The organism is Pseudomonas sp. NPDC089758 (assembly GCF_044748705.1).
In the GTDB taxonomy this organism is placed as follows: domain Bacteria; phylum Pseudomonadota; class Gammaproteobacteria; order Pseudomonadales; family Pseudomonadaceae; genus Aquipseudomonas; species Aquipseudomonas putida_X.
In genome coordinates, this window is record NZ_JBIVGN010000006.1 from 98,355 (window position 1) to 120,373 (window position 22,019).

Consider the following 22,019-nt stretch of genomic DNA (forward strand, 5'->3'; position numbering starts at 1 on the left):
ATTCATTTCGTCCCGATTCCGTGCTATTTGCGCTCGTCACCGGTACTTGAAAAGGCAGGCCTATGGAAATTTCGACTACAACTTTTGGCTTCGGCGCGCAAAGCGCACGCTTTCCCATCGCATCACTGCTGGCCCTGGCAGTGGCTGGCTTCGTCACGATCCTGACCGAAGCCTTGCCGGCCGGGTTATTGCCTCAGATCAGCGCCGGCCTTGGAATATCCGAGGCTCTAGCCGGGCAGCTCGTAACCATCTATGCCATCGGCTCGCTGGTCGCGGCGATCCCCTTGACTGCCGCCACGCAGGGCGTGCGCCGTCGTCCGCTGCTGCTGGCGACCATCGCCGGCTTCGTGGTTGCCAATACCGTGACCACGTTTTCCTGCAACTATGTGCTGACGATGGTTGCACGGTTCCTGGCAGGCGTCTCGGCCGGACTGCTTTGGGCGCTGCTGGCCGGCTATGCAGCGCGCATGGTACCCGAACACCAGAAAGGCAGAGCTATCGCCATTGCGATGGTCGGCACGCCATTGGCGCTCTCACTCGGCGTGCCGGCTGGAACCTTCCTAGGCAATTGGGTGGGCTGGCGGACGTGCTTCGGCATCATGAGCGGATTAGCACTGGTGCTGATGCTCTGGGTTCGCGTCAAGGTGCCGGACTTCGCCGGGCAGGTAGCGGGCAAGCGGTTGTCGCTGGGTCGTGTGTTCACCGTGGCCGGTGTGCGCCCGGTGCTTTTCGTGGTGCTGGTCTTCGTGCTGGCGCACAATATCTTGTACACCTACATTGCGCCGTTCCTTGCGGCGGCGGGCATGGCCGAACGCACGGACTTGGTGTTACTGGTGTTCGGCGTCACGTCCCTGCTGGGTATCTGGATCATCGGCGTGCTGATCGACCGTCATCTGCGCATGTTGACGCTCACCATCACGGCTTTGTTCGGCCTGGCGGCGGTGGCGCTCGGCGTAGATGCTGATGCATCGACCATGGTTTATGTTGCGGTGGCCACCTGGGGCCTGGCCTTCGGCGGCGCGGCAACGCTGTTCCAGACCGCCATCGCCAAGACCGCTGGCGAGGGGGCCGACGTTGCGCAGTCAATGCTGGTCACCGCCTGGAATATGGCGATCGCGGGCGGCGGCATAATCGGCGGCGTTCTACTGGATCGCCTAGGCGTGGCGGCGTTCTCGCCTGCGCTGCTAGTTTTGCTGGTCGCAACGCTTATTGTTGTATGGGCATCAAGAAATCATGGCTTTCCTGCGCCTCCGAGATAAGCTTACGATCTATGAGCCAGCACTGGAGACCAGTCGGTTTTTTGGCCAATTCTGCCCAGTGTCACCGGCAGCTTTTGTACCCGTAGCTGCCAGTGATATGGCCGGGATTGACGACAGAATCCCAAACTTGTGCACAGTCTCAAGGTTGTTGCGGTCACTCTTGACCGACGGGCCGGAACCCCTAGAATCAGGCGTTTAAATCAAGGAATGATTTCATGATTACCTGCCATGTCCGATACATCATCGACCCCTATCAGATCGATGCTTTCGAACGCTATTCGCGCTCATGGTTCACGGTTGTAACCCGTATGGGTGGCCAGCACCATGGATATTTCCTGCCGGCTGAAGGAGCGAGCAACGTCGCCTATTGCCTGTTCAGTTTCGCAAGCCTTGCCGACTACGAACGATATCGCCAGGAAGCAACGCACGATCCCGAGTGCGTGCGTTTGGTGGAGGAAGCGTCCGAATTGAAGTTCATCGTGAGCTACGAGAGAAGCTTCCTTCGTCCTTTGCTTGTGTAACGCATACGGGAATGTCCCGACCATAGGCGGGCCGTCGTGCCGGTCTGCTTTCGACCCATTCGGCCTTTCGAGAAGGGCAGCAATCGGCCAGACGCAGCCCTTGGTCGATCTACCATCATCCGGCACATTGTTTTAGGTGTGGGGACTGCCTTCGTAATCAACCACTACTGTGCCGCAGGTAACCGATACCGAACCCCAGTCCCCTTTCAGGTGGTAAGTGGCACCTTCTATCCTGAATATATCTACTATGCATTCCAATAATAGTACGCTTCCCCAGATGCTGGTTTCACATAGAGTGGATGTGATTCGAGCAGCACCAACTCCATCGCAAATGACAAGGTTGATACGCCCTCCTCAATCGCAAGGACGTAGCTGTCTTCTAGGTAAATATTGGCAAAGCAGGTTTCATCGTAGTAATTCATAAATTGCAGATTGTGCAGATCTCAAGTGGGATCGTAGCATCTACAGTCAGTCGCCACAGCCCGCTATGGGTCGGTTAGCGACGGTCTGCCCTCGACCGTCGCTTTGGATGGTCAGACCTCCGTCTGCTCTGCCATCTCCAAGGCATCGTCGACCTCAATCCCCAGATATCTGACGGTGCTTTCAAGCTTCGTATGGCCAAGCAAGAGTTGGACTGCCCTCAGATTCTTGGTTCTACGATAGATCAACGACGCCTTTGTTCTTCGCAGCGTGTGGGTGCCGTACAGCGCTGGATCAAGGCCAATGGCTGTCACCCAGGCTTTCACTATTCGAGCGTATTACTTAGTGGAGAGATGAGCTGAACCGTGTAGCCGACTCGGAAACAGACAGTCCTCGCTACGGAGATGAGCCTGGTGCATCCAGGCTTCCAAAGCCATACGGGTTTGCTCGGTGATCTCAAATTGCACTGGATGGTGAGTTTTCTGCTGCATCACGATCGCTCGTGACGACACATGCTCTCCATGGGCTACGTCCCGTACACGAAGCTTGGTTAAGTAGTAGGCTCGCAGCTTGCTGTCGATTGCCAAGTTGAACAACGCCAGATCCCTGGATTTCTACGCGATCTGGAGCCTTACCCGGATGGCCCAGATATCTCTGAGTCGGAGCGGGGCTTTCTGCCCGACTAGCTTTCCCCTGTTCCATGGGCGATGGGTGTAGATAGCAGCGGTTTTCATGGGTTCTCCTCCGCGTTAGAGGAGGACAAGGATGAACTCGATGCGATGGACGGTCGCTAACCGACCCATAGCTGCCATTGTGCAAGCCGTAGCGGTCTTTCTCGACCTTCAAATGTCGAGCAACCTATGCAGCGTGCCCCCGTTCCTGGTTTGGTTACGCGCTACCAGGCAATAGCAAAGCATTAAGAAATAACCATATACCCTTAAATTCTTTGTCGCATGAGAGCATATATTTTCAACTAGCGCCTTTCTGAGCGAGCGCTGTTCGTGGAACACTGTGAAGTAGTTGTCATCGGTCTGGGCGCCATGGGCGCCGCCACCACGTTTCAGTTGGCCAAGGCGGGTGTCGATGTGGTGGGCATCGACCGCTTCCATCCCCCGCATACCTTTGGCTCAAGCCACGGTGATACGCGAATTACCCGACACTCCGTGGGCGAGGGTGCGCAGTACGTGCCTATCGTGAAGCGGGCTCAGCAGATCTGGCGAGATCTGGAAGCGCAGTCTGGCGAGTCTTTGTTCGAACAGTCCGGCTTGCTTGCCCTGACTTCCAGCCCCGACTTCGATCCCGAGGATAAAACCGACTTCACCTTGCGCACCATAGGGTTGGCCCAGACCTACGGGATCGATCACGAAGTGCTCGACGCCGAACAGATCCGACAGCGCTTCCCGCAATTCGCGAACGTACACGACGACGCTATCGGTTACTTCGAGCCGGGAGGTGGCTTCGTGCGCCCAGAGCGTTGCATTGAGGTGCAGTTGCGTTTGGCGGTGCAGCACGGCGCGACCTTGCACACAGGCGAAACGGTTACCCAGATCAGCTCGGATGAACAAGGCGTGACTGTCACGACCGACCTGCGCACGGTGAAGGCCCGCAAGCTGGTGTTCAGCGCCGGAAACTGAGCCGGTGGGTTGCTGGGTGAGCCTTTTGACCGGTTGCTGAGTGTCTACCGGCAGAAGCTGTTCTGGTTTGAGCTTCAAGACGGCTCGGGCCTAGAGGGCGCGTCGCCCACGTTCATCCTCACCCATGGGCGGGGAGACGACAAAATCATTTACGGCTTCCCTGCGCAGCCCGGCGAGGGCAGCCTGAAGATCGCCACGGCCCAGTACCACACGGTCTCGCAGCCGGACCTGCTGGACCGCACGGTTTCTGCCGAGGAAGAACTCGAGATGTACCAGCAGCAGGTGCTGGGCCGTATTGCCGGGGTCACAAACAAGGTCCTCAAATCGGCCGTTTGCGCCTATACCGTTACCCCGGACCGACATTTCATCATAGATCAGCACCCCACACTCAAGCACACCCTGGTGGTGTCCGCCTGCTCTGGCCACGGTTTCAAACACTCGGCGGCCCTGGGCGAGGCCTTCGCACAGTGGTGTACACGCGGCACTACCGACCTTGATCTTTCCTCTTTCACCCTTGAACGATTCGAAGGAAAAAAACTGTGAAGCGAATTGCCCTTTCCCTTGCCTTGCTGGCTGCCTCCCTCGGTGCTGCACAGGCCGAAACGCTCAAGATTGCCGTAGTGCCCGTGCCTCACGCCGAGATTCTGGAGTTCCTCAAACCTGAGTTGGCCAAGCAGGGCGTTGAGCTGGAGGTGAAGGTATTCACCGACTATATCCAGCCGGATCGCCAGGTTGACGAGGGGCGGTTGGATGCCAACTACTTCCAGAGCAAGCCGTATTACGAGGCCTACAAGAAAGACTGCCCGAGCAGCGACCAGGTACCGATTTAGCCGTTCACATCGAGCCGTTCGGCGCTTACTCGAGTAAGGTCAAATCGGTCGCCGAGCTGAAAGATGGCGCCACCGTTGCCATTCCCAACGACCCCACCAACTCCGGGCGTGCACTGCTGCTGATAGCCAAACAGGGCCTGATCACGCTGAAAGACCCCAGCAACATCATGGCAACCGCCGCCGACATCACCAGTAACCCGAAGCGCCTGAAGTTCAGGGAACTTGAAGCGGTCATGCTGCCACGCGTCCTGGGCCAGGTGGACATGGCGCTGATTAATGCCAACTACGCGCTGGAAGCCAAGCTGGTGCCGCACAAGGACGCGCTGTTCATCGAAAGCTCGGAATCGCCGTACGCCAACTACCTGTACGTGCGCAGGGACAAAGCCAGTGACCCAGCTGTGCAGAAGCTTGGTGCGTTGTTGAACTCGCCTCAGGTCAAGCAGTTCATCCTTGAGCGTTATCATGGCGATGTGGTTCCGGCGTTCTGATCGCTTGACTGACATCGCAAACCGATTACTAATTCGGCCCTGGAACAACCGCCGCTGAGCTGGGGGGAGCGGCCTTGTTCCGCGATCACGGGGGTAGCCCGTGCCAGGCAACTGTATTTTATGGGCCGACCTCTTCGCGGGGCAAGCCCGCTCCCACAGAATCACTGCCAACTTCACCGGCGGCTCTGGGTCGTAAGTGGCCATTCGTGAGCGGCGGCTATCGACCCACAGCAGCCGTTCGAAAAATACCCAAGCCGTGGCTTGAGGTGAGAGGTGGCCAGTACGGAAAAGGAAGGGGCTGATCCGGTTCATGCAAACCAGGTCAGCCCCCAGGCTTCAAGTGAAACCTTCACTCCCGTGGCGGGCGCGAAGCTGTCTGATTCAACGATCAGCCAAACATGACAAACTCATCGCTGTTGGCTGCCAGAATGATGATCTGGTTATCCGCCGTCTGGATCTCTTCGATGGTATTGAAGCCGGCGTACCAGTCCTTCAGGCGTACACCCTCCTCCGGAGTCTGGCCGGCGACGAAATCCCACCGGTGCAGGTAGAGATCATCGCCGACACGGTCGACCAGCAGTTCCGAGGCGCTGATGTTCGCCAGAGTCAGTTTGTCGCCACCACTTGCACCATCATCAAGAATCGTCACCAGTGACCGAGTGTTGACGGTATAGGTGTCGGCACCTTCACCACCGAATGCAGAACCTGCGCCCTGCAGCACCAGCCGGTCGTCTCCCGCAGCGCCGAACAGCGAGAAGCCTGAGCCGGTACCGGTCAGCAGATCGTTGCCCTCGCCACCATCGGCCATGCCATGCACAACTGTGATGACGTCGCCACCGGCCTCGCCATAGGCTCGACTGCCTTCATCGTTGGCCACGGTGATGATCGTGTCGTTGCCATTGCCGCCATACAAGGTGTCAGCCTGCGCGCCGCCGCTCGACCCATTGAGGTTGAAAGGCCCGATCTGCGAAACAAGTCCGCCGTAGAGGTAATCGTTGCCATCGCCACCGTAGATGACATCGTTGCCCAATCCGCCTTCGATGTAATTGACCCCGGCGTCGCCCGTCAGGCTGTCATCGAAATGACTGCCTACCACGCGCTCGATGTTGCTCAGTACGTCGCCCTCGGCATCGCCCCCCTGATTGACGCCGGTCTGCAAATTGATCGTGACGCCCGTCGCACTGGTGATGTACCAGGCACTGTCCTGACCTTCGCGTCCGTCGATGACATCCGCGCCAGCACCGCCAATGAAGACATCAGCCAATCGCGATCCAGACAACGTGTCATTGAAGTTGCTACCTTGGAAAATCTCCATGTTGGTGAAGGTATCGCCTGCGGCATCCCCCGAGTTGGCATTGGTGGTCAAGTCGAGGGTGACTGCACCACCGGCCAGCTCATAACTCACCAGATCCTGCCCGCCGGCACCATCCAGCCTCATGGCAGAGGCGCCTGCATAAAAGATGTCGCCCAGATTGCTGCCGCGAATGGTTTCGATATCGACATAGGTGTCACCTGCCGCTATTCCTGAGTGAACACCTGTCACCAGATTGATAGTGACGGCAACCGGACTATCAATCGCGTAGCTGACAATGTCGGTTCCCGCACCACCAAAGAACTGATCCGCGCCGGCACCGCCATTCAAAATATCGTTGCCGGCACCGCCGATGATGACGTTGTCCTGAGCGTTGCCGTAGCCGGTAAAGCTGCCGGTGCCGATGTAGGTCAGTTTCTCGATGAATGGATCGAGGGTGGCCGTCGGGGCACTGCTGCGCAGCTCGTCATAACCGCCGTTGTCTTCTTCGATGATCTTCACCCCGGTGGTCGCGACTGTGTAAACGTCGTCACCGGCGCCACCTTCAAAGGTGATACCCAGATTGCCGCCGATGGTGCTGTTGAACGTATCGTTGAATGCCGTGCCGATCACCTTTTCGATGTTCGTCAGGGTGTCACCTTGCGCATCGCCCCCGATACCGGCCTTGCCTGTGCCGGTGCGGATATCGACGTTGATCGCTTCTGCAGAAGACGAGTAATCAACGGTATCAAAACCATTACCGCCGTCGAAACCGATCGCCCGGCCGTCCGCAACGAAGGTGTCGTTGTAACCCGAACCGCCGATCACTTCGATTTCCGTATAGGTATCGCCTGCAGCGATCCCGCTGTTTACGCCGCTTTTCAGGTTGATCGTGACTCCGGCTGTGCTGTCGCGATAACTGGCCGTGTCCAGACCGGCGCCGCCAATCAGTTGATCCGCACCGCCGCCACCGATGAGAGTGTCGTTGCCCGCACCGCCCACTATCGTGTTGTCCTGAGCGTTGCCGGTGCCGGTGAAGCTGCCGGTGCCGATGTAGGTCAGTTTCTCGATGAATGGATCGAGGGTGGCCGTCGGGGCACTGCTGAGCAGCTCGTCATAACCGCCGTTGTCTTCTTCGATGATTTTCACCCCGGTGGTCGCGACGGTGTAAACGTCGTCACCGGCGCCACCTTCAAAGGTGATACCCAGATTGCCGCCGATGGTGCTGTTGAACGTATCGTTGAATGCCGTGCCGATCACCTTTTCGATGTTCGTCAGGGTGTCACCTTGCGCATCGCCCCCGATACCGGCCTTGCCTGTGCCGTTGCGGATGTCGACGTTGATCGAGGCTGCCGAGCCCGAGTAATCCACTGTATCAAAACCATTACCGCCGTCGAAACCGATCGCCCGGCCGTCCGCAACGAAGGTGTCGTTGTAACCCGAACCGCCGATCACTTCGATTTCCGTATAGGTATCGCCTGCAGCGATCCCGCTGTTTACGCCGTTTTTCAGGTTGATCGTGACTCCGACTGTGCTGTCGCGATAACTGGCCGTGTCCAGACCGGCGCCGCCAATCAGTTGATCCGCACCGCCGCCACCGATGAGAGTGTCGTTGCCCGCACCGCCCACTATCGTGTTGTCCTGAGCGTTGCCGGTGCCGGTGAAGCTGCCGGTGCCGATGTAGGTCAGTTTCTCGATGAATGGATCGAGGGTGGCCGTCGGGGCACTGCTGAGCAGCTCGTCATAACCGCCGTTGTCTTCTTCGATGATTTTCACTCCGGTGGTCGCGACGGTGTAAACGTCGTCACCGGCGCCACCTTCAAAGGTGATACCCAGATTGCCGCCGATGGTGCTGTTGAACGTATCGTTGAATGCCGTGCCGATCACCTTTTCGATGTTCGTCAGGGTGTCACCTTGCGCATCGCCCCCGATACCGGCCTTGCCTGTGCCGGTGCGGATATCGACGTTGATCGCTTCTGCAGAAGACGAGTAATCAACGGTATCGAGGCCGGCGCCGCCATCGATCTTGTCCGCCCCACCACTGCCCTTGATCACATCATTGCCACCCAGGGCATTGATCTCATCATCCGAGGTCGTACCGATCAGGGTATCCGTCCCGCTTGTCCCATTTATAACTGCCATTACATCTTCCTTGCCTTGTTTGTGAACTGGTACAGGCCAAAGTGTCGATCAGACGTCACTGCGGCGCAATTTTCGGGAACAACGAATGTGTTGATATCGGCAGAAAACGCTCTGTGCTTGAGCTCCTCACAAAGCGGGCGGTTTTAAAGGCTGAGTGCAACACCCGCTCATTGAGTTAAAGATGGGCTCTCATGATGCTTGGCCATCATCCCGGTCATCATTTCGATTGGACGCTTGCAATTGAAACGCTGCCGCGGACGGATATTCAATTCGTAGGCGATAGCATCCAGTTGCTTCTGGCTGTGGCTAGACAAGCTCGTGCCCTTGGGCAGGTACTGACCGCTATGGGTCGATAGCAGCCAGCGCTCCCCACGGTAGCCTCAGGAGATACAAGCACCATGTCCTCTACAGCAATCGTTGTTCTTGGCATAGGGTTATACGCGATCGGGTCACTCGCCACATTGCCGTGCAAGATCGTTCGCATGAAGCGGCGAACCGAGGACCTTCGGGCCTTTCTGACGCGGCGGCGACTTCTCTTTCTTGGCGTGCTCTACCTGATCACTGCACCGTTGGTAGGAATGCTCATCGCTGGGATAGGCGGCAGCGACGCATCGGGCCTATCTGATACGTTTGTGTTTTTTGGCTGGCTGAACCTGTGGACGTTCTTGGTAGCCGGCTGCTTTGCCTTGGTCGGTGCCGGCCTGTGGCATCGCTCCTGATAACTGCGCGAATGCGACGATTCTCAGAGAAAACCAAGGCTCACCAACTTCCTGGCACATCCCAGGCAATCAGGCCGTTCGAGCATCGCCCCCAAAGGTGTTTACCTGACAGGCTCCATTGCAGTTGCGCAAGACCACTGCATTTGGCGTCGTCGGTTTTCAGTGTCAGCGACCGCCCACTTTGCAGGTTCCATAGCACTACCGCATCTTCAGGGCCGCCGGTGCCCATTGCCAGCAGTCGACCGTCGGGCGAGCCCACTGCGGTACTCAGAGAGTCCTGCCCCGGGAGTGTCAGCGAATAGCGAATCTTGCCACTGACGATGTCGACAACATGCAGACCAGGCTTGCGCCGTTGGCCCTCCATCAACACGAAGCCGACGGCAATCCAGCCGCCTTTGGCCGAGCCAAATGGCTCTGGCGTCCATTGCGCCATGCCGCTGTCATCGCGTAAATCGACCTCGCCAAAGCGCCGAGGCAGCTTCACCACGCGCAGCACATGGCCAGTTTTGCCGTCGATTTCGGTGAGCCCGTAAAGGTCTTCTACCCATGCGGTGGGCATCAACCCGTCCCAATGTACAGGTTTGATCTGGCTGTTGGTCCGCGATGGCCCCTTCATCATGTCCTGGCGTGGGGTGGCATAGCGCAGCGTATACGTCCATACGCTGCCATCGCCAGCGGGTTGTGCAGCAGGCTCCCACACCTCCAGAGTATCCCGAGTGCCGCGAGAGTTATGGCGGTAAGTCAGCGGTACGCCACTTCCGTCATGCAAGTAGTCCATGTACTTGAAGCCAAGCCGGTCGTGTGTGTCGTAGGCCACGGTATGTGCGGCCAGCATTGTGCTTTTCGCGTCAAAACGAATCACCAGACCTTCCAGCGCCAAGTACGCGGTATTACCAATTATATCCCGGGTCAATTGCGACTTGCTGTAGCTCCCCGCAGACGTCCAGACCTCGCGCGGCTCGCCACCTGTGGCGGGTGACCAGTGCAGGAGTGCGCGTGGATAGTTGCGAAACAGCAAGACGCTGTCATCGGCCAGCACGGTGAATTTGTCCGTGCTGCGCACAGCGAACATCGCCGCTGCCTGGAGTTTCTTCGCATGGCTGTCCGGCAAGGTGAGTTTGGGCTCGGCAACCAGCGGGGTTGGTGTTGCGGGAGCGCGCCACTGTTCCGGGTTTGCTCCCAGTTGCAGATTGGCCTTGGGCAGTGCACTCAACGCGTCGTAGACCGGGCTCAGCAGTTCCTGGGGCACGTTTTGCCTATGCAAACGATTTGGGGCGGTAGGGCTGAAGATGTCGAATTTGGCCAGCTCCCTTAGCCGACCGATGAAGTTGGCCTCGGGGTTGGGAAACTCGTCGACTCGCGTCAAGTAAACTGCGCTGGCAGGCCGCCCAAAGATAGCGTCAATTTGCTTCACGTTGGCAACGAGAATGCTTGTGCTGCGCCCAAACGCACCGTGAGTACGTCGCACGCTACCGTGCCACTGCTTGTAGGGCTCCGTCAAAGGCGCCATGCGCTCGTTGCCTGATTGAAAGCGTAAAGTCCTTTCGATGCGGGCAATATGAGCGGGAATTTCGGAACTCGCCAACGCCCCGTCGCGAACATCCTGCTGCAAACTGGGTAGAACGGCCTGATCGACCAGGCCCTTCACCAGGTCGGGTCGACGCGACAGCAGCACCTCACCCCAGTCGTCGCTCAGGCGCGACAACGGTTGTTGAGCAATCTCGTCTTGCACAGGGCCAAGTCGCCTCAAGGCCGCAGCGACTATCGGCATAACTTGGCTGTACGGCAGGTCCACGACGATTTCTACACTGGCAACCCTGCGCCCGTCTTTGGCCAATTCCTGCGATTGCAAAGCCGACGGCAGCCCACGTTCGAGGTCCTCGGCCGCAGGCGGGTGGATCTGCCATCCCTGTGGTAACGCTGCCCCGTGGCTTGAACCACAGCAGCCGATTGCTGCAATGCACAATGCGTGCTTCCAGACATTTACCGGTTTCATGCAGATTGCCTCCTTGGCAGTGTGGCGGTGCGGGCTCGCTCCTTGTTGAGACTGCTCAGCCGAAGAAATGAACGGGTTATAAGAATGGAATTAATGTGGCAACTGCCGCACCGGTTTGAACCAAGAGCATTACCGAGAGCCATTTGGGCTCCCGCCGGATAAACCAGTAAACCGCGTTGAATATCATTGAAATCAGGTTGGTGAGCCCGAGGATTACAAATGCAATGGCGCCCGAGATATTGACGGGTGAAGTGGTTGGCGATTGCAGCACGTAGAGTGCCAGGATCGGGCCCAGGATGACTGTTGTGATCGAAAGGCCTGCGACAGTACGGGTAAGGAGTAAAGCCTCATCGGGCGTCATGCTGGGGATTTCCTTCTCTGATCGGGCTTGGGGCATCACTGCCAATGGGTCTATTCTGCTGCGTTCACGTAAGGGTTAACAAGGACGTCCATGATTCCCGTCGATATGCCGGTCATGTTGCTCAGCTACATGATCTACATTTTTTCCGAGGTTTTTCTCTGGCTTTTCATCGCCGGCCTGATCGCCTTGCTGGTTCCACGAAGCCGTCGTTATATGGTGGCGCGGCGCTGGAGGTTCGGCTTGTTGCTGATGTTGCTGGCAGTCGGTACTGCCCCTTACGTCGAGTCCACCAACAGGCTCTGGCAGGATTGGCGTGCGCACAATCCCCGCCTCGAACACAAGGAAGTGCTCGGTGATTTGGTGCTTCCAGCCGGGACGCGAGTCCATCTGCAAGACCTGGAGCCTTTTAACGACCTGTCCGGCGATCCCGTGCCCTATGGCATGCAGAGCCTGGATCATGCTGATTTCGACCGCACGCCAGGTCACATCATGGGCATGCCTGTGCGTCGTCTGAAACTGGCGCAGGGCCATGGTTTCGCTACGGTCGAGACCCTGTCGGCCCATGAACTGGCAGGATGGAAATGTGAGCCTGGGGAGATCGAGTTCGATTTTCCGTTCGGTGCTCATTTCAAGTTTTCCGAATGGAAGGTGGATCGATGCACGCTGGCGCCCGGTACCGTGCTGGGCGGCATCGTTTGGCCTGGGGCGGTAAGGGTATCCTCCAACACTCCTGGTTGGCTGGCCGAGTCAGAGGAGCGCCCGGTCAAGGTACTGGGGATCGAAATGCGCTCACTGATCATGATCCTGGATCGCCCATATGGGGAGGGGCGCTGGTGGCAAGGCCACGCGAACCAGCCCTTCGACTCCGGCCCTATTCACTATCCGGCCGACATCCAGGTCAGCCGTGATCGAGGCCAGATGCCGTTCAGTCTGCCACCGGACGCACAAGCCTAGGATCGACGTACTGGTGCGCCCATAGAGAACGGGCAGACGGTGGTGCAGAGTATGGTCGGGGAGGTGCTGGCAGTACGTACCAACCGCTCCATGAGTGTTTATATTCCTGACGAAATCATAGTGCGCTGAGGGTCAATGAGCTGAGGCGGGCCGCAGTGTCGGCAATGGGTCGCGAGCTTCCAGTCGTGGATGACCGCTACCGACCCAAATCGGCCATCCGCGAAGGGGCGACTGTCGGCCAAAAGCGGATTCTCGTAGGCAGCTCTCTTGTCCGCAATACGGTACCGTCGCTCCAGCTTTCAGCTCGCTCTGAATGGCTAAGAAACAAGAATGGCGGTAGCATTCTATCCTCTCGGCTTAAACAGCCTGTTTTTCAGATCAGGGTCGCATTGTGGAAAAGCTAAAACGCCTCCAAAGTGGAATCGAAGGGCTCGACGCTCTGCTCAAGGGAGGTCTGGTCGCAGGCGCCTCATACATAATCCAAGGGCGCCCGGGGTCTGGAAAAACAATCCTCGCCAACCAGCTTGGGTTTCATCATGCGAACAATGGCGGTCGGGTTCTCGTCGCCACGCTGCTGGCTGAGTCACATGATCGTCTATTCCAATTTCTTTCTACCCTTAGCTTTTTCGACTCGTCAAAAGTCGGTGCCGAAATCCAGTTTGTCAGTGCCTTTGACACCTTGGAAAACGAGGGGCTGGATGAGGTAGTGAAACTGCTTCGGCGCGAAATTAGCCGCCAGAAAGCCACTGTTATGGTCGTGGATGGTTTGCTCAATGCACGTTCGAAAGCTGACTCCCCCATCGACACCAAGAAGTTCATCTCGGAGCTGCAAGGGCATGCAGCTTTTGCTGGTTGCACGGTGCTATTTCTCACCAGCTCGCGACTTGACGATGGCAGTCCTGAGCACACCATGGTGGATGGCGTAATTGAGATGGGCGAAGAGCTATACGGTACTCGCTCAGTGCGTCGTATTCAGTTGCGAAAGACTCGGGGCAGTGGCGCAATGACCGGTCTTCATGAGTGTGAAATTACCGAAAATGGTTTGGTTGTTTACCCGCGACTCGAAAGTCTCTACAGCCACCCGTCGTCTCCCGATAGCGCTGGCATGACGCGAATCCCCAGCGGCATTAAGTCACTGGACGACATCTTAGGCGGAGGCCTGCACAGTTCCAGTGTGTCGCTGGTAATAGGCCCCTCCGGGATCGGCAAAACAACACTGGGCCTCAAATTTCTGGCTGAGTCGACCGCAGAGTCTCCGGGCCTGCATTTTGGCTTTTACGAAAGTCCACAGAGGTTGCGACTCAAAGGCCTGTCATTGGGTATTGATATCAAAGGCATGGAAGACAGCGGCGCGTTGAGCATTGCCTGGCAGCCTACTACTGAAGGTCTTCTGGACGGGCTGGGCACACGACTGCTGAGTCTTGTCGAAGAAAAGGGCATCCAGCGCGTATTCATCGATAGTCTGAGCGGCATGACACGAGTTACGACAAATCCGGCGCGGATAAATGATTTCTTCAGTGCTCTGATGAACGAGCTTCGATCCAGGGGGGTTACGGTATTCGCATCCTGGGAGATGCGCGATTTATTTGGCTCCGAGGTCAGCGCACCAAACTCTGACCTGTCCAGCATCGTCGACAACCTGATGCTGATGCGATTCGCTGAGCATCACTCTGAACTAAGCAGGACGCTTTCCATTCTTAAAGTACGAGACAACTCTTACGACCCTTCGCAATTCGAGGTCGTCATCCGTGACCAAGACGTTTTCCTGAAAAAGGCTTCAAGACATGAACCATCAGTACCCACTGAGTCATCGCCTGGTTCAAAATCTTAAGCCTTTGTGCGGGTTGAATTAACATGGCCACCATCCTGGTCGTCGACGACGAGTATCTGATCGCTGACATTCTCAGTTTTGCGCTGGAGGATGAAGGCTTCATGGTGGTGACGGCCAGTAATGGCCAAAAAGGGCTCGAAGTACTTGATAGAGAACGTCCAGATTTGATCATTACCGACTTTATGATGCCGGTCATGGATGGCCAAGAGTTCGCCACCGCCGTCCGCGCCCTTCCTTCCTGTAAGCATTTGCCAATTATTTTGATGAGCGGCGCTCAGGCGCACATAGGCATGCAGAGATCGGATCTGTTTGACGCGGTATTGCCAAAGCCATTCAGGATGGACGCGGTTCTAGCCGAAGTTCGAAAGCTACTTTCTCTCGAATAGACCTGTGCCGTGCTGATGATCACCCCCATTAATCTTAGGTTCTCCTTCACTGCGAGAGCCCACCTATGCGGGTTTTTCCCCTTAAATAAACAGAAGCCATAGGGTTGCCACGTTTTTTAATGTCGTCCAATGACTGTTTCTGGCCGTAGCGGTCGCGTCCGAGTGTCCGCTTATGGCCGTTAGCTGCCTGTCACGAACGGCAGTTTTGGGTCGGTAACGGTCATTCGCGAAAGGCTGCTACCGACCCTAAGCGGACGCTCACGACAAGCTTCTGCCAGTCAAAGCGACTGCTCGAGGGAGCAGACAGATGTATTACGTTGCCTGGCAATACTTGTCTCGTTATTGAACAATTGGATGGTATACACATAGAGCGCCTACCCTGGAGTGCACTGGGCAGGCGCTACTCTGTACGGCTGAACAGGTTAGTGACTACAGGTCGAGCGTGAGGGTCGGCGTCAAAGCCCGAGAAACGCACAGCATCATCACGTTCCCCTGCGCCCGCTCGCTTTCACTGAGCAGCATGTCGCGATGATCCGGCACGCCATCCAGCACTCGCGTCTCGCACATGCCGCACACACCCTGTTCGCAGGATGACGCCACTTCGTGCCCCGCCGCCCGCAGCGCCGCCATGATCGTGCAACCGGGCGGCACCTGCAGTTGAGTGCCGCTGCGGGCAAGAATGATCGTCAACGCTTCACCGCCCTGCTCCACCGGCGCCTGCACCGGGGCGAAGCGCTCCAGGTGCAGGCGCTCCAGCAACCCTGCCTCGGCAAAACGCGCCGTCAGTGCATCCAGCAGCCCTGCCGGCCCACAGCTGTAAACCTGACGCCCAGCCCGTGCAGCGGCCACCACGGCGTCCAGGTCGAGCAGGCCGACCTCGTCCATCGGCACGACTTCGACACGCCCCCCGCCCATGGCCTGCAGCTCATCAATGAAGGCCATCGAGTGGCGCGAACGACCGCCATAGAGCATTTGCCAATCGACACCCGCGCGCTGGGCGGCCTGCGCCATGGCCATGATGGGGGTAACCCCGATGCCGCCAGCGACAAACAGATAGGCTTCACCTTCATGCATCGTGAAGGCGTTGCGCGGCCCGCGTATCGCCAGTTGCTGGCCCAGGCGCAAGGCACCATGCACCTCACGCGAACCGCCCCGGCCATTGGCCTCCAGCAGCACGGCGATGCGCCAGCTGCGACGCTGCTGCGGGTCACCGCACAACGAGTACTGACGCACCAGCCCCGAGGGCAACAGCAGGTCGATGTGCGCGCCCGGGGCCCACGCCGGCAACACGGTATCGTCAAGGGCACGCAGCTCCAGCGAGATCACGCCCTCGGCTTCCAACCGCAGCCCGGCTACCTGCACCGCCAGCGTCTCGCCCAGGGCACTCACGGCAACGCCCTCGGTTCGTCGACCAGGCGCACCGGCACGTGCTGGCCGCGTTCGATGAACTCGCGGAAGGCACGGCGGTAATTCAGGGTATACAGGTCCGAAGGCACCGAATGCTCGACCTGCTTGGCGTCCCAATCGATTTCCGCCGGGGTGATGGTCGCGGCCACGGGCAGGTCTTCGAGGTACAACAGCTCCTCGACGCGCAGGCACTCCTGCAGGTCGCCACCTGTGTAGTTGCGATCATTGGCCACGCCCCAGAAGATCTTCACGTGGTCATAGGCCACCGGGCACGGGAAGCCGGCCACCACGCGCTTGCCCAGGCGTTCGTAGTCGTAGGTGATGGCCACCAGGCCCGGGGCGACGATGTGGTAGTTCATCATGCAATCGCCGTCGTTGGCCCACTCGCCCTCACAGGCCTGCAGCGGCCGGTCCATCCAGATGTCGAGGCCTTCGCGGCGCACGTTGAGCGGTTCGACCACCGGGTTGACGTGGCCCATCATGCCGCGGTGAATGTAAGAAAAGTGCGCGACATCGCCGAAGTTCTCCACCGCCACCGCCACGCCGGTGGGCGAGTCCAGCGGTTCGGCCGCTAGCCATTGGAGGTCCAGCTCACGCCACTCGGCCAGGTCGTACAGCTCGAACAGCGGCTCCTCCAGGGCCGTCCACACATGCCCATAACGCTCCTGGCAGGCGAAGGTACGCACGGCCGCGGCCTGGGGAATCTTGCACTGGTCTTCCAGCGACGGCACATGGCTGCACTTGCCGCCCTCGGCAGCAAAGCGCCAACCGTGGTACGGGCAGCCAAGGCTCTCGCCGTGAACTTCGCCCAGCGACAGGTCGGCGCCGCGGTGCGGGCAGCGCGCCTCCTGGACCACCGCCTGGCCGGAGGCGGTGCGCCACACCACCAGTTTTTCGCCCAGTAACGTGGCCGATTGCGGGGTGCCGAGGTCGGTCGATCGGGCCACCGGGAACCACTGGCGGCGCATGGCCTGTTCGGCGCGTTGGCGCTGGGTTGCTTGAGTCGTCATGGAATAGTCCTCACAGGGTGTTCTTGTTGTCAGATGCCGACTACCAGGGCCCCACCGTTGACGGGGATGGCCTGGCCGGTGATGAACGCCGCTTCGTCCGAGGCGAGGAACGCCACCACCGCAGCGATTTCTTCGGGGTGTACCAGGCGGCCAAGCGGGATGGCGGCCTGCTCGGCCTCGATGTACTCCTCGGGCACCATGCGCGTCAGGATCGCGCCGGGGGTAATGGCGTTGACCAGGATGCCCTCGCCGACGAACTCCTTGGCCAGGGTCTTCATCAGCCCCAGCTGCGCCGACTTGCTGACCATGTAGCCGTAGGAGTGGCCGTCGGGCACTTGGCCCCACTGCGAGTTGATGAAGATCACCCGCGGCGCCGGGCTGCGACGCAGGTGTGCCAGGGCTGCACGGGTGAGGTACAGCGGCGCGTTGACGTTGATCGCCAGCAGCCGGTCGAAATTGCCATCGTCGGTGGCTTCCAGGCCGGTCATGGAGTAGATCAGCCCAGCGTTGTGCACCAGGATGTCGAGGCCACCCAGCTGCTCGACGACCTGCACCACGCAGTGTTCGGCCAGCGCCCGTTCGGTGATGTCGCAGGCCAGGGCAATGGCGCGGCCACCCTCCTCGGCAATCTCGGCGGCGGTGGCGCGGGCCACGTCTTCATCGATATCGACCACCGCCACCGCGGCGCCGCGGCGCGCCAACAGCCGGGCATGGGCACGGCCGGCGCCACGGCCGGCACCGGTGACCAGCGCCACACGGCCATCGAGCGAGCGCGCTTCGGGGGCCAGCGCCAGTACCGACGCCGGGGCCAGGCGGGTAGATTTTTTGTGGGTAATGGACATGTTTCGGCTCCCGGCTCAGACGGTCTTGTGTGGTTCGGTGACGTAGAACATGTTGCCGTCCGGGTCGAACATCGGCCGGTAGCGGTAGTGGGTACCGTTGGGGTGCTGCCATTCGATAGGGGCCGGCGTTACCCACTCGACTTTGCCGTCCAGGTAGGCGATGGCTTCATCGAGGTTTTCCACCTCAAAGGCGAAGGAGTCGAAACCCGGCTTGTCTTCCAGGTTCACCGCCGTGCGGCGCTCGACCGGTGCCGGGTTGGTGGTGTGGAACAGGTACAGGGTGACGTTGCCCATCTCGATGGCGGCCCAGCGTTCTTCGGCGACGTAGGGCAGGAAGAACCCAAGGCCGAGGGTGCCGTGGTAGAAGTCCACCAGGCGCTGCACGTTGTTGGTGAGGATGTCCATGTTGTCGAGGCGTTTGAGTTGGAGCATGGCGTGGTTTCCTTGGTGGCAATGGTTTACAGGTGGCGGCATGGGCCACCCGGCAATGCGTGCAGAGTGCCGTTGAGCACATCGAGGGTGATGCTGGCCAGGGTCGCGTACTGCCCCGTTGCCGGCAGTGCCGGGTCTGGGTGGCAGCACAGCGCGCCGGTGGTACCGAGGTGGCTGTTCAGGGCCTGCAGCAGGTCGTTGACGCCAAGCCCTGGGCGGTTGCCGAGGCGGCGCTGCAACTGGTCGTAACGCACCAGCGTGTCCGGGAAGCTGCCGGGCTCGGTGTCGAAGCCGCGCGCGGGGCTGGAGAGAAAGTGGTTGGTGTGCACCAGCAAGCCGTCGGCACCGGGGAACACCAGGCCTGGCCCACCCGGGTGGATTTCCACCGACACCGCGCAACTGGCGCGCTCGGCGGCAGCGACCAGGGTCAGCGAGCTGGAGGCGGAGACCGCTGCACGCTGGCACAGCTGCAGGGCCTGGTTGATGTCGCTGCAGCTGTCGAGGATCCACCGCGACAGCACATGCACCGGCACGCCGATGCCTGCGCCATCGTGGGCGTGGTGCAGGATATTGAAGTGCACACCCAGGCCGCGGTTGTTGACCCCGGGCTTGCCGACGATGCCGTACTCGGTGACGGTGGTGGTCAGGCGGCCATCGGCGTGGGGGATCTCCCAGGTCAGCCACTGCTCGGCGAACTCGGCGTACCAGTCCCAGGTCTGCGCGGTGACCGGCGCGCCCCACGGGTCGACCTGGACCACCGTGGAGCACTCGCCGCGCAATTGCGCCCCCAGCACGGCAAGCACCTCGGTGCGGGCATTGATCGCACCGATCAGCGCCGGGTCGATGCCGGCGCCTTCGGCGATGCCGAGCATTTCCACATGCAGCGGCGGCGCGAACGCGGCCACCTGTTCAAGGCAGCGTGTGCCCATGGCTTGCAGGTCGAACGGGGTCTGGGCAACCCGAGCGAACAGGCCTTCATAGGCCGCTACGGTGGCGCGCACCTTGGCGGCGAACACTTCGCCGAACTCGCGGCCACGCGCGGCCGGTTGCAGTTGGGTGGAACGGAACAGCGTGCTCATGGTTGTACCTGTTGCAGTTGCGGTGAGACCTGGGCAGCCACCTGATCAAGACGGGCGAACCACACATCGCCATCGCTGGCCATACGCTCGACCAGGCGTTCGAGCTGCTCGAAGCGCGCGGCCCGGCCGATCACCTCGGGGTGCATGGTGAAGCTGGTATGGCGGCCATCGCGGCGCGCCGATTCGTACTCGGCCAGCCAGCTGTCGAATAGCACCCGGGGTGCGGTGAAGTTGCCGCCGTTGTCGATGCTCCAGCCGAACATTGGCCAGTCGTCCAGCGACCAGTGCACCGGCAGTTCGAGGAGCGAGGCGCCATTGAAGTGCTCGTAGTACGGGCGGTCGTCGCCCATGCAGCTGGAGTCGTAGGCGAAGCCGTTGGCCAGCACCAGCTCGAAGGTTTCCGGGGTCAGCTCCCAGGACGACGAGCGATAACCGGCGGGCTTCGGCGCACCGGCCTTGGCCAGTGCGGCCAGGCCCCGTTCCATCTCCTCGGCCTGCTGTTCGGCGCTGACCTTGTCGCTGCGCAGGTGCATGTGGCCGTGGTGGCCGATTTCGTGGCCATCCTTGAGCAGCAGCTCGATCAGGTGCGGGTGCTGCTCGGCCGTGTAGCCCGGCACGAAAAACGTCGCGGCAATCTTGTGCCGGCGCAGCAGTTCGAGAATGCGCGGCACGCCGCGGGTTACGCCGAAGCGCCCTTCCGACAGGCTGGTCAGGCGGCGGGCGAAGCTTGGGCTGTCGCCCAGCAAACCGGCCTCGGCGTCGACATCGAAGGTCAGGGAAACGGCCACAGGGCTTTTTTTCGGCCAGCACAGGCGGCCGGAGTCATCTGCACGCATCAGGTGCACTCCTCTTACGGGGTTTGTCAGCGAAGTCGGGGGTAGTGCGTCAGCGCGGGCTCGCGCACGCGTCGGCCTTGCGGTCTTGCAACCGGCGCAGGCGGTAAAGGGCCTGGGAGACGGCCAGCACCGCGACGGCGATCAGCACCTCCTTGAGGCCGCCGTAGCCGGTGATCGAGGCACTGGTCACGCCGACCAGCAAGATCAGCCCGTCGAAAGCTGCCAGGGCCATGGCCACCCATACCCAGCCACGCCCCAGGCGAATCGGCCGCGCCTGCTCCGGGCGGTCGAGGCGCAGCACCACGTAACCGGCAACCGCCAGGCAGTGCGCAAGGATGTAGCCGATATTGCCGGCGACGATCACCGCCAGCGGGTTGCCGACCAGCAGCACCAGGGCGACATTGATCAACAGTTGCACGGTGACCGCCCGGGCCGGGACGCCGGCGCGGTTCAGTTCGCCGAACTGGCGCACGGTCAAACCGTCACGGGCGCTTTGATACAAGGCGCGGCCGGCATCGGCGGTCCCCATCACGGAGAGCACCAGAATGCCGGCGATCAACACCAGAGTGACCACCGTTGCACCACCGCCCAGCAGTACCTCGGCGGCCGCCTGCAAAAAGCCATAGGGCCGCTCGGCCATCAGTTGCTCGCCGAGCAGGCCGGTCAGGCCCAGTGGCGCCAGGGTGAACACCAGCAGCAGGATCAGCGCTGCAATGCGCAGTGCCTTGCGGGTATCGCTTACGGTATCGCGGAACTCAGGGATGAAAGACGCCGCAGCCTCTACCGCATACGCCGACCAGGCCATGATGAACAGCCAGGCCAGCACCGTGCGCAGGCCGTGCAGACCTTCACCGGTGTGCCAGGTGAAGCTGGCCGTGCTCCAAACCGGGCTGGTCATGAAGCTGGTGCCGAACACCAGCACCGGCACCATCAGCAGCACGCCGGCGACGGTGAGGATGACCATGGTAAAGCGCAGCTGGACCATGCTCAGCGCCCAGCTGAACAGCGCCACAGCCAGGGCGATGGCCTGCGGCAGGCCCAGTTGCACAGGCCCCAGGTCGTAATGCGCGGTGACTTCGGGCCAGAACTGTTCGGAGAGGATCTGCGCCACCGCCAACCCCCAGATCGCCGGCGCGGTGGCCCAGGCGAACCAGTAGGCATAAGTAGCCAGCGGGCCCAGGCATGGCATGCGCCGTGACCAGGCTTCGTTGGCGTACAAGGCGATGCCACCGGACTTGTCGGCGAACATCGCGCCCATTTCCGAATAAAGCCAGTTGTGCAGCACCGCCACGGCGGCAATCAGTGCCCATAAGGCCATGGCCGCCCAGGCGCCGATGGCCCCGATCGAATAACCCAGGCCGACGAACAACGCTGCGGGCAAGCTCAGGGTGATCGCTACCCCGTCCCACCAGCGGATGGATTTGACCAACTGCGCCGTTGGCGCGGTGCCTGCAATGGCCTGTTGCATCGTATCGCCCTCTGTTTTTTTTATGGGTCTCGATGAGCAGATGTTACGTCACGATTCTGCGCATGTGTATATTTTTATTTCATAACAATGCGCATTGCGCAATATAAAAAGAA

16 protein-coding genes and 4 pseudogenes are annotated in these 22,019 nt (G+C 60.0%); 8 read left to right on the plus strand and 12 right to left on the minus strand.

Translation table 11 applies throughout. The annotated features are described in order from the left end of the window. Positions 1–62: 62 nt before the first annotated feature. Both ACIPZH_RS10645 and ACIPZH_RS10650 read left to right on the plus strand, forming a co-directional pair. Entirely contained in the window at positions 63–1,259 is a 1,197-nt protein-coding gene (locus ACIPZH_RS10645; RefSeq protein ID WP_400636144.1) for an MFS transporter, read from the plus strand. Between the two features lie 215 nt (positions 1,260–1,474). After that, positions 1,475–1,780, plus strand: a complete 306-nt coding sequence (locus tag ACIPZH_RS10650) for an NIPSNAP family protein (RefSeq protein ID WP_400636145.1) — start codon at positions 1,475–1,477, stop codon at positions 1,778–1,780. A 533-nt stretch (positions 1,781–2,313) separates the two neighbouring features. On the opposite strand, the pseudogene ACIPZH_RS10655 reads toward ACIPZH_RS10650, so the two are convergent. Continuing rightward, a pseudogene (locus ACIPZH_RS10655) lies at positions 2,314–2,934 on the minus strand (tyrosine-type recombinase/integrase). Positions 2,935–3,201: 267 nt separating this feature from the next. Here ACIPZH_RS10655 and solA point away from each other — a divergent pair. Next, positions 3,202–4,377 (plus strand): annotated as a pseudogene (gene solA, locus ACIPZH_RS10660) (N-methyl-L-tryptophan oxidase). Next, a pseudogene (locus ACIPZH_RS10665) lies at positions 4,374–5,152 on the plus strand (MetQ/NlpA family ABC transporter substrate-binding protein). The pseudogenes solA and ACIPZH_RS10665 overlap by 4 nt, the downstream one beginning before the upstream one ends. A gap of 388 nt (positions 5,153–5,540) precedes the next feature. Here ACIPZH_RS10665 and ACIPZH_RS10670 read toward each other — a convergent pair. Both ACIPZH_RS10670 and ACIPZH_RS10675 read right to left on the minus strand, forming a co-directional pair. Beyond that, positions 5,541–8,585, minus strand: a complete 3,045-nt coding sequence (locus tag ACIPZH_RS10670) for a beta strand repeat-containing protein (protein WP_400636146.1) — start codon at positions 8,583–8,585, stop codon at positions 5,541–5,543. Between the two features lie 167 nt (positions 8,586–8,752). Beyond that, positions 8,753–8,923: pseudogene (locus ACIPZH_RS10675) on the minus strand (IS30 family transposase); the annotation flags it as partial. Between the two features lie 60 nt (positions 8,924–8,983). Between ACIPZH_RS10675 and ACIPZH_RS10680 the strand changes: the two are divergent. Then, entirely contained in the window at positions 8,984–9,304 is a 321-nt protein-coding gene (locus ACIPZH_RS10680; protein ID WP_400636147.1) for a hypothetical protein, read from the plus strand. A gap of 40 nt (positions 9,305–9,344) precedes the next feature. Here the strand turns inward: ACIPZH_RS10680 and ACIPZH_RS10685 are convergent, their stop codons facing one another. Together ACIPZH_RS10685 and ACIPZH_RS10690 are read right to left on the minus strand one after the other, a co-directional pair. Then, a complete protein-coding gene (locus tag ACIPZH_RS10685; RefSeq protein ID WP_400636148.1) occupies positions 9,345–11,300 on the minus strand; it encodes a hypothetical protein in 1,956 nt (651 codons plus the stop codon). A gap of 76 nt (positions 11,301–11,376) precedes the next feature. After that, the gene (locus ACIPZH_RS10690; protein WP_400636149.1) at positions 11,377–11,661 is read right to left on the minus strand and encodes a hypothetical protein; all 285 of its coding nucleotides are present in this window, start codon (positions 11,659–11,661) and stop codon (positions 11,377–11,379) included. Positions 11,662–11,751: 90 nt separating this feature from the next. Here ACIPZH_RS10690 and ACIPZH_RS10695 point away from each other — a divergent pair, with 90 nt between their 5' ends. From ACIPZH_RS10695 to ACIPZH_RS10705, 3 genes are all read left to right on the plus strand, one after another. Next, complete coding sequence (locus ACIPZH_RS10695) at positions 11,752–12,615, plus strand: hypothetical protein (RefSeq protein WP_400636150.1); 864 nt, start codon at positions 11,752–11,754, stop codon at positions 12,613–12,615. 388 nt (positions 12,616–13,003) lie between these two features. Next, positions 13,004–14,446 carry an ATPase domain-containing protein gene (locus tag ACIPZH_RS10700; protein WP_400636260.1) on the plus strand — a complete coding sequence of 481 codons (1,443 nt, stop codon included), beginning with the start codon at positions 13,004–13,006 and terminating at the stop codon, positions 14,444–14,446. Positions 14,447–14,469: 23 nt separating this feature from the next. Then, positions 14,470–14,832: a response regulator gene (locus ACIPZH_RS10705; protein ID WP_400636151.1), complete on the plus strand. Its 363-nt coding sequence runs from the start codon at positions 14,470–14,472 to the stop codon at positions 14,830–14,832. Positions 14,833–15,261: 429 nt separating this feature from the next. Here ACIPZH_RS10705 and ACIPZH_RS10710 read toward each other — a convergent pair whose 3' ends face one another. The 7 genes from ACIPZH_RS10710 to ACIPZH_RS10740 are packed head-to-tail and all read right to left on the minus strand — an operon-like array spanning position 15,262 to position 21,906. Then, entirely contained in the window at positions 15,262–16,221 is a 960-nt protein-coding gene (locus ACIPZH_RS10710; RefSeq protein ID WP_400636152.1) for a PDR/VanB family oxidoreductase, read from the minus strand. Next, entirely contained in the window at positions 16,218–17,249 is a 1,032-nt protein-coding gene (locus ACIPZH_RS10715) for a Rieske 2Fe-2S domain-containing protein (RefSeq protein ID WP_400636153.1), read from the minus strand. The genes ACIPZH_RS10710 and ACIPZH_RS10715 overlap by 4 nt, the downstream gene beginning before the upstream one ends. Positions 17,250–17,278: 29 nt before the next feature. Next, positions 17,279–18,091 carry an SDR family NAD(P)-dependent oxidoreductase gene (locus tag ACIPZH_RS10720; protein ID WP_400636154.1) on the minus strand — a complete coding sequence of 271 codons (813 nt, stop codon included), beginning with the start codon at positions 18,089–18,091 and terminating at the stop codon, positions 17,279–17,281. Between the two features lie 15 nt (positions 18,092–18,106). Next, complete coding sequence (locus ACIPZH_RS10725) at positions 18,107–18,523, minus strand: VOC family protein (RefSeq protein ID WP_400626750.1); 417 nt, start codon at positions 18,521–18,523, stop codon at positions 18,107–18,109. Between the two features lie 26 nt (positions 18,524–18,549). Continuing rightward, on the minus strand, positions 18,550–19,602 hold the full coding sequence (locus ACIPZH_RS10730; protein ID WP_400636155.1) for a C45 family autoproteolytic acyltransferase/hydolase: 1,053 nt from the start codon (positions 19,600–19,602) through the stop codon (positions 18,550–18,552). Then, positions 19,599–20,438 (minus strand): polysaccharide deacetylase, encoded by an 840-nt coding sequence (locus tag ACIPZH_RS10735; RefSeq protein ID WP_400626754.1) that lies wholly within the window; start codon positions 20,436–20,438, stop codon positions 19,599–19,601. The genes ACIPZH_RS10730 and ACIPZH_RS10735 overlap by 4 nt, the downstream gene beginning before the upstream one ends. A gap of 49 nt (positions 20,439–20,487) precedes the next feature. Continuing rightward, entirely contained in the window at positions 20,488–21,906 is a 1,419-nt protein-coding gene (locus ACIPZH_RS10740) for an APC family permease (RefSeq protein WP_400636156.1), read from the minus strand. Positions 21,907–22,019 lie beyond the last annotated feature (113 nt).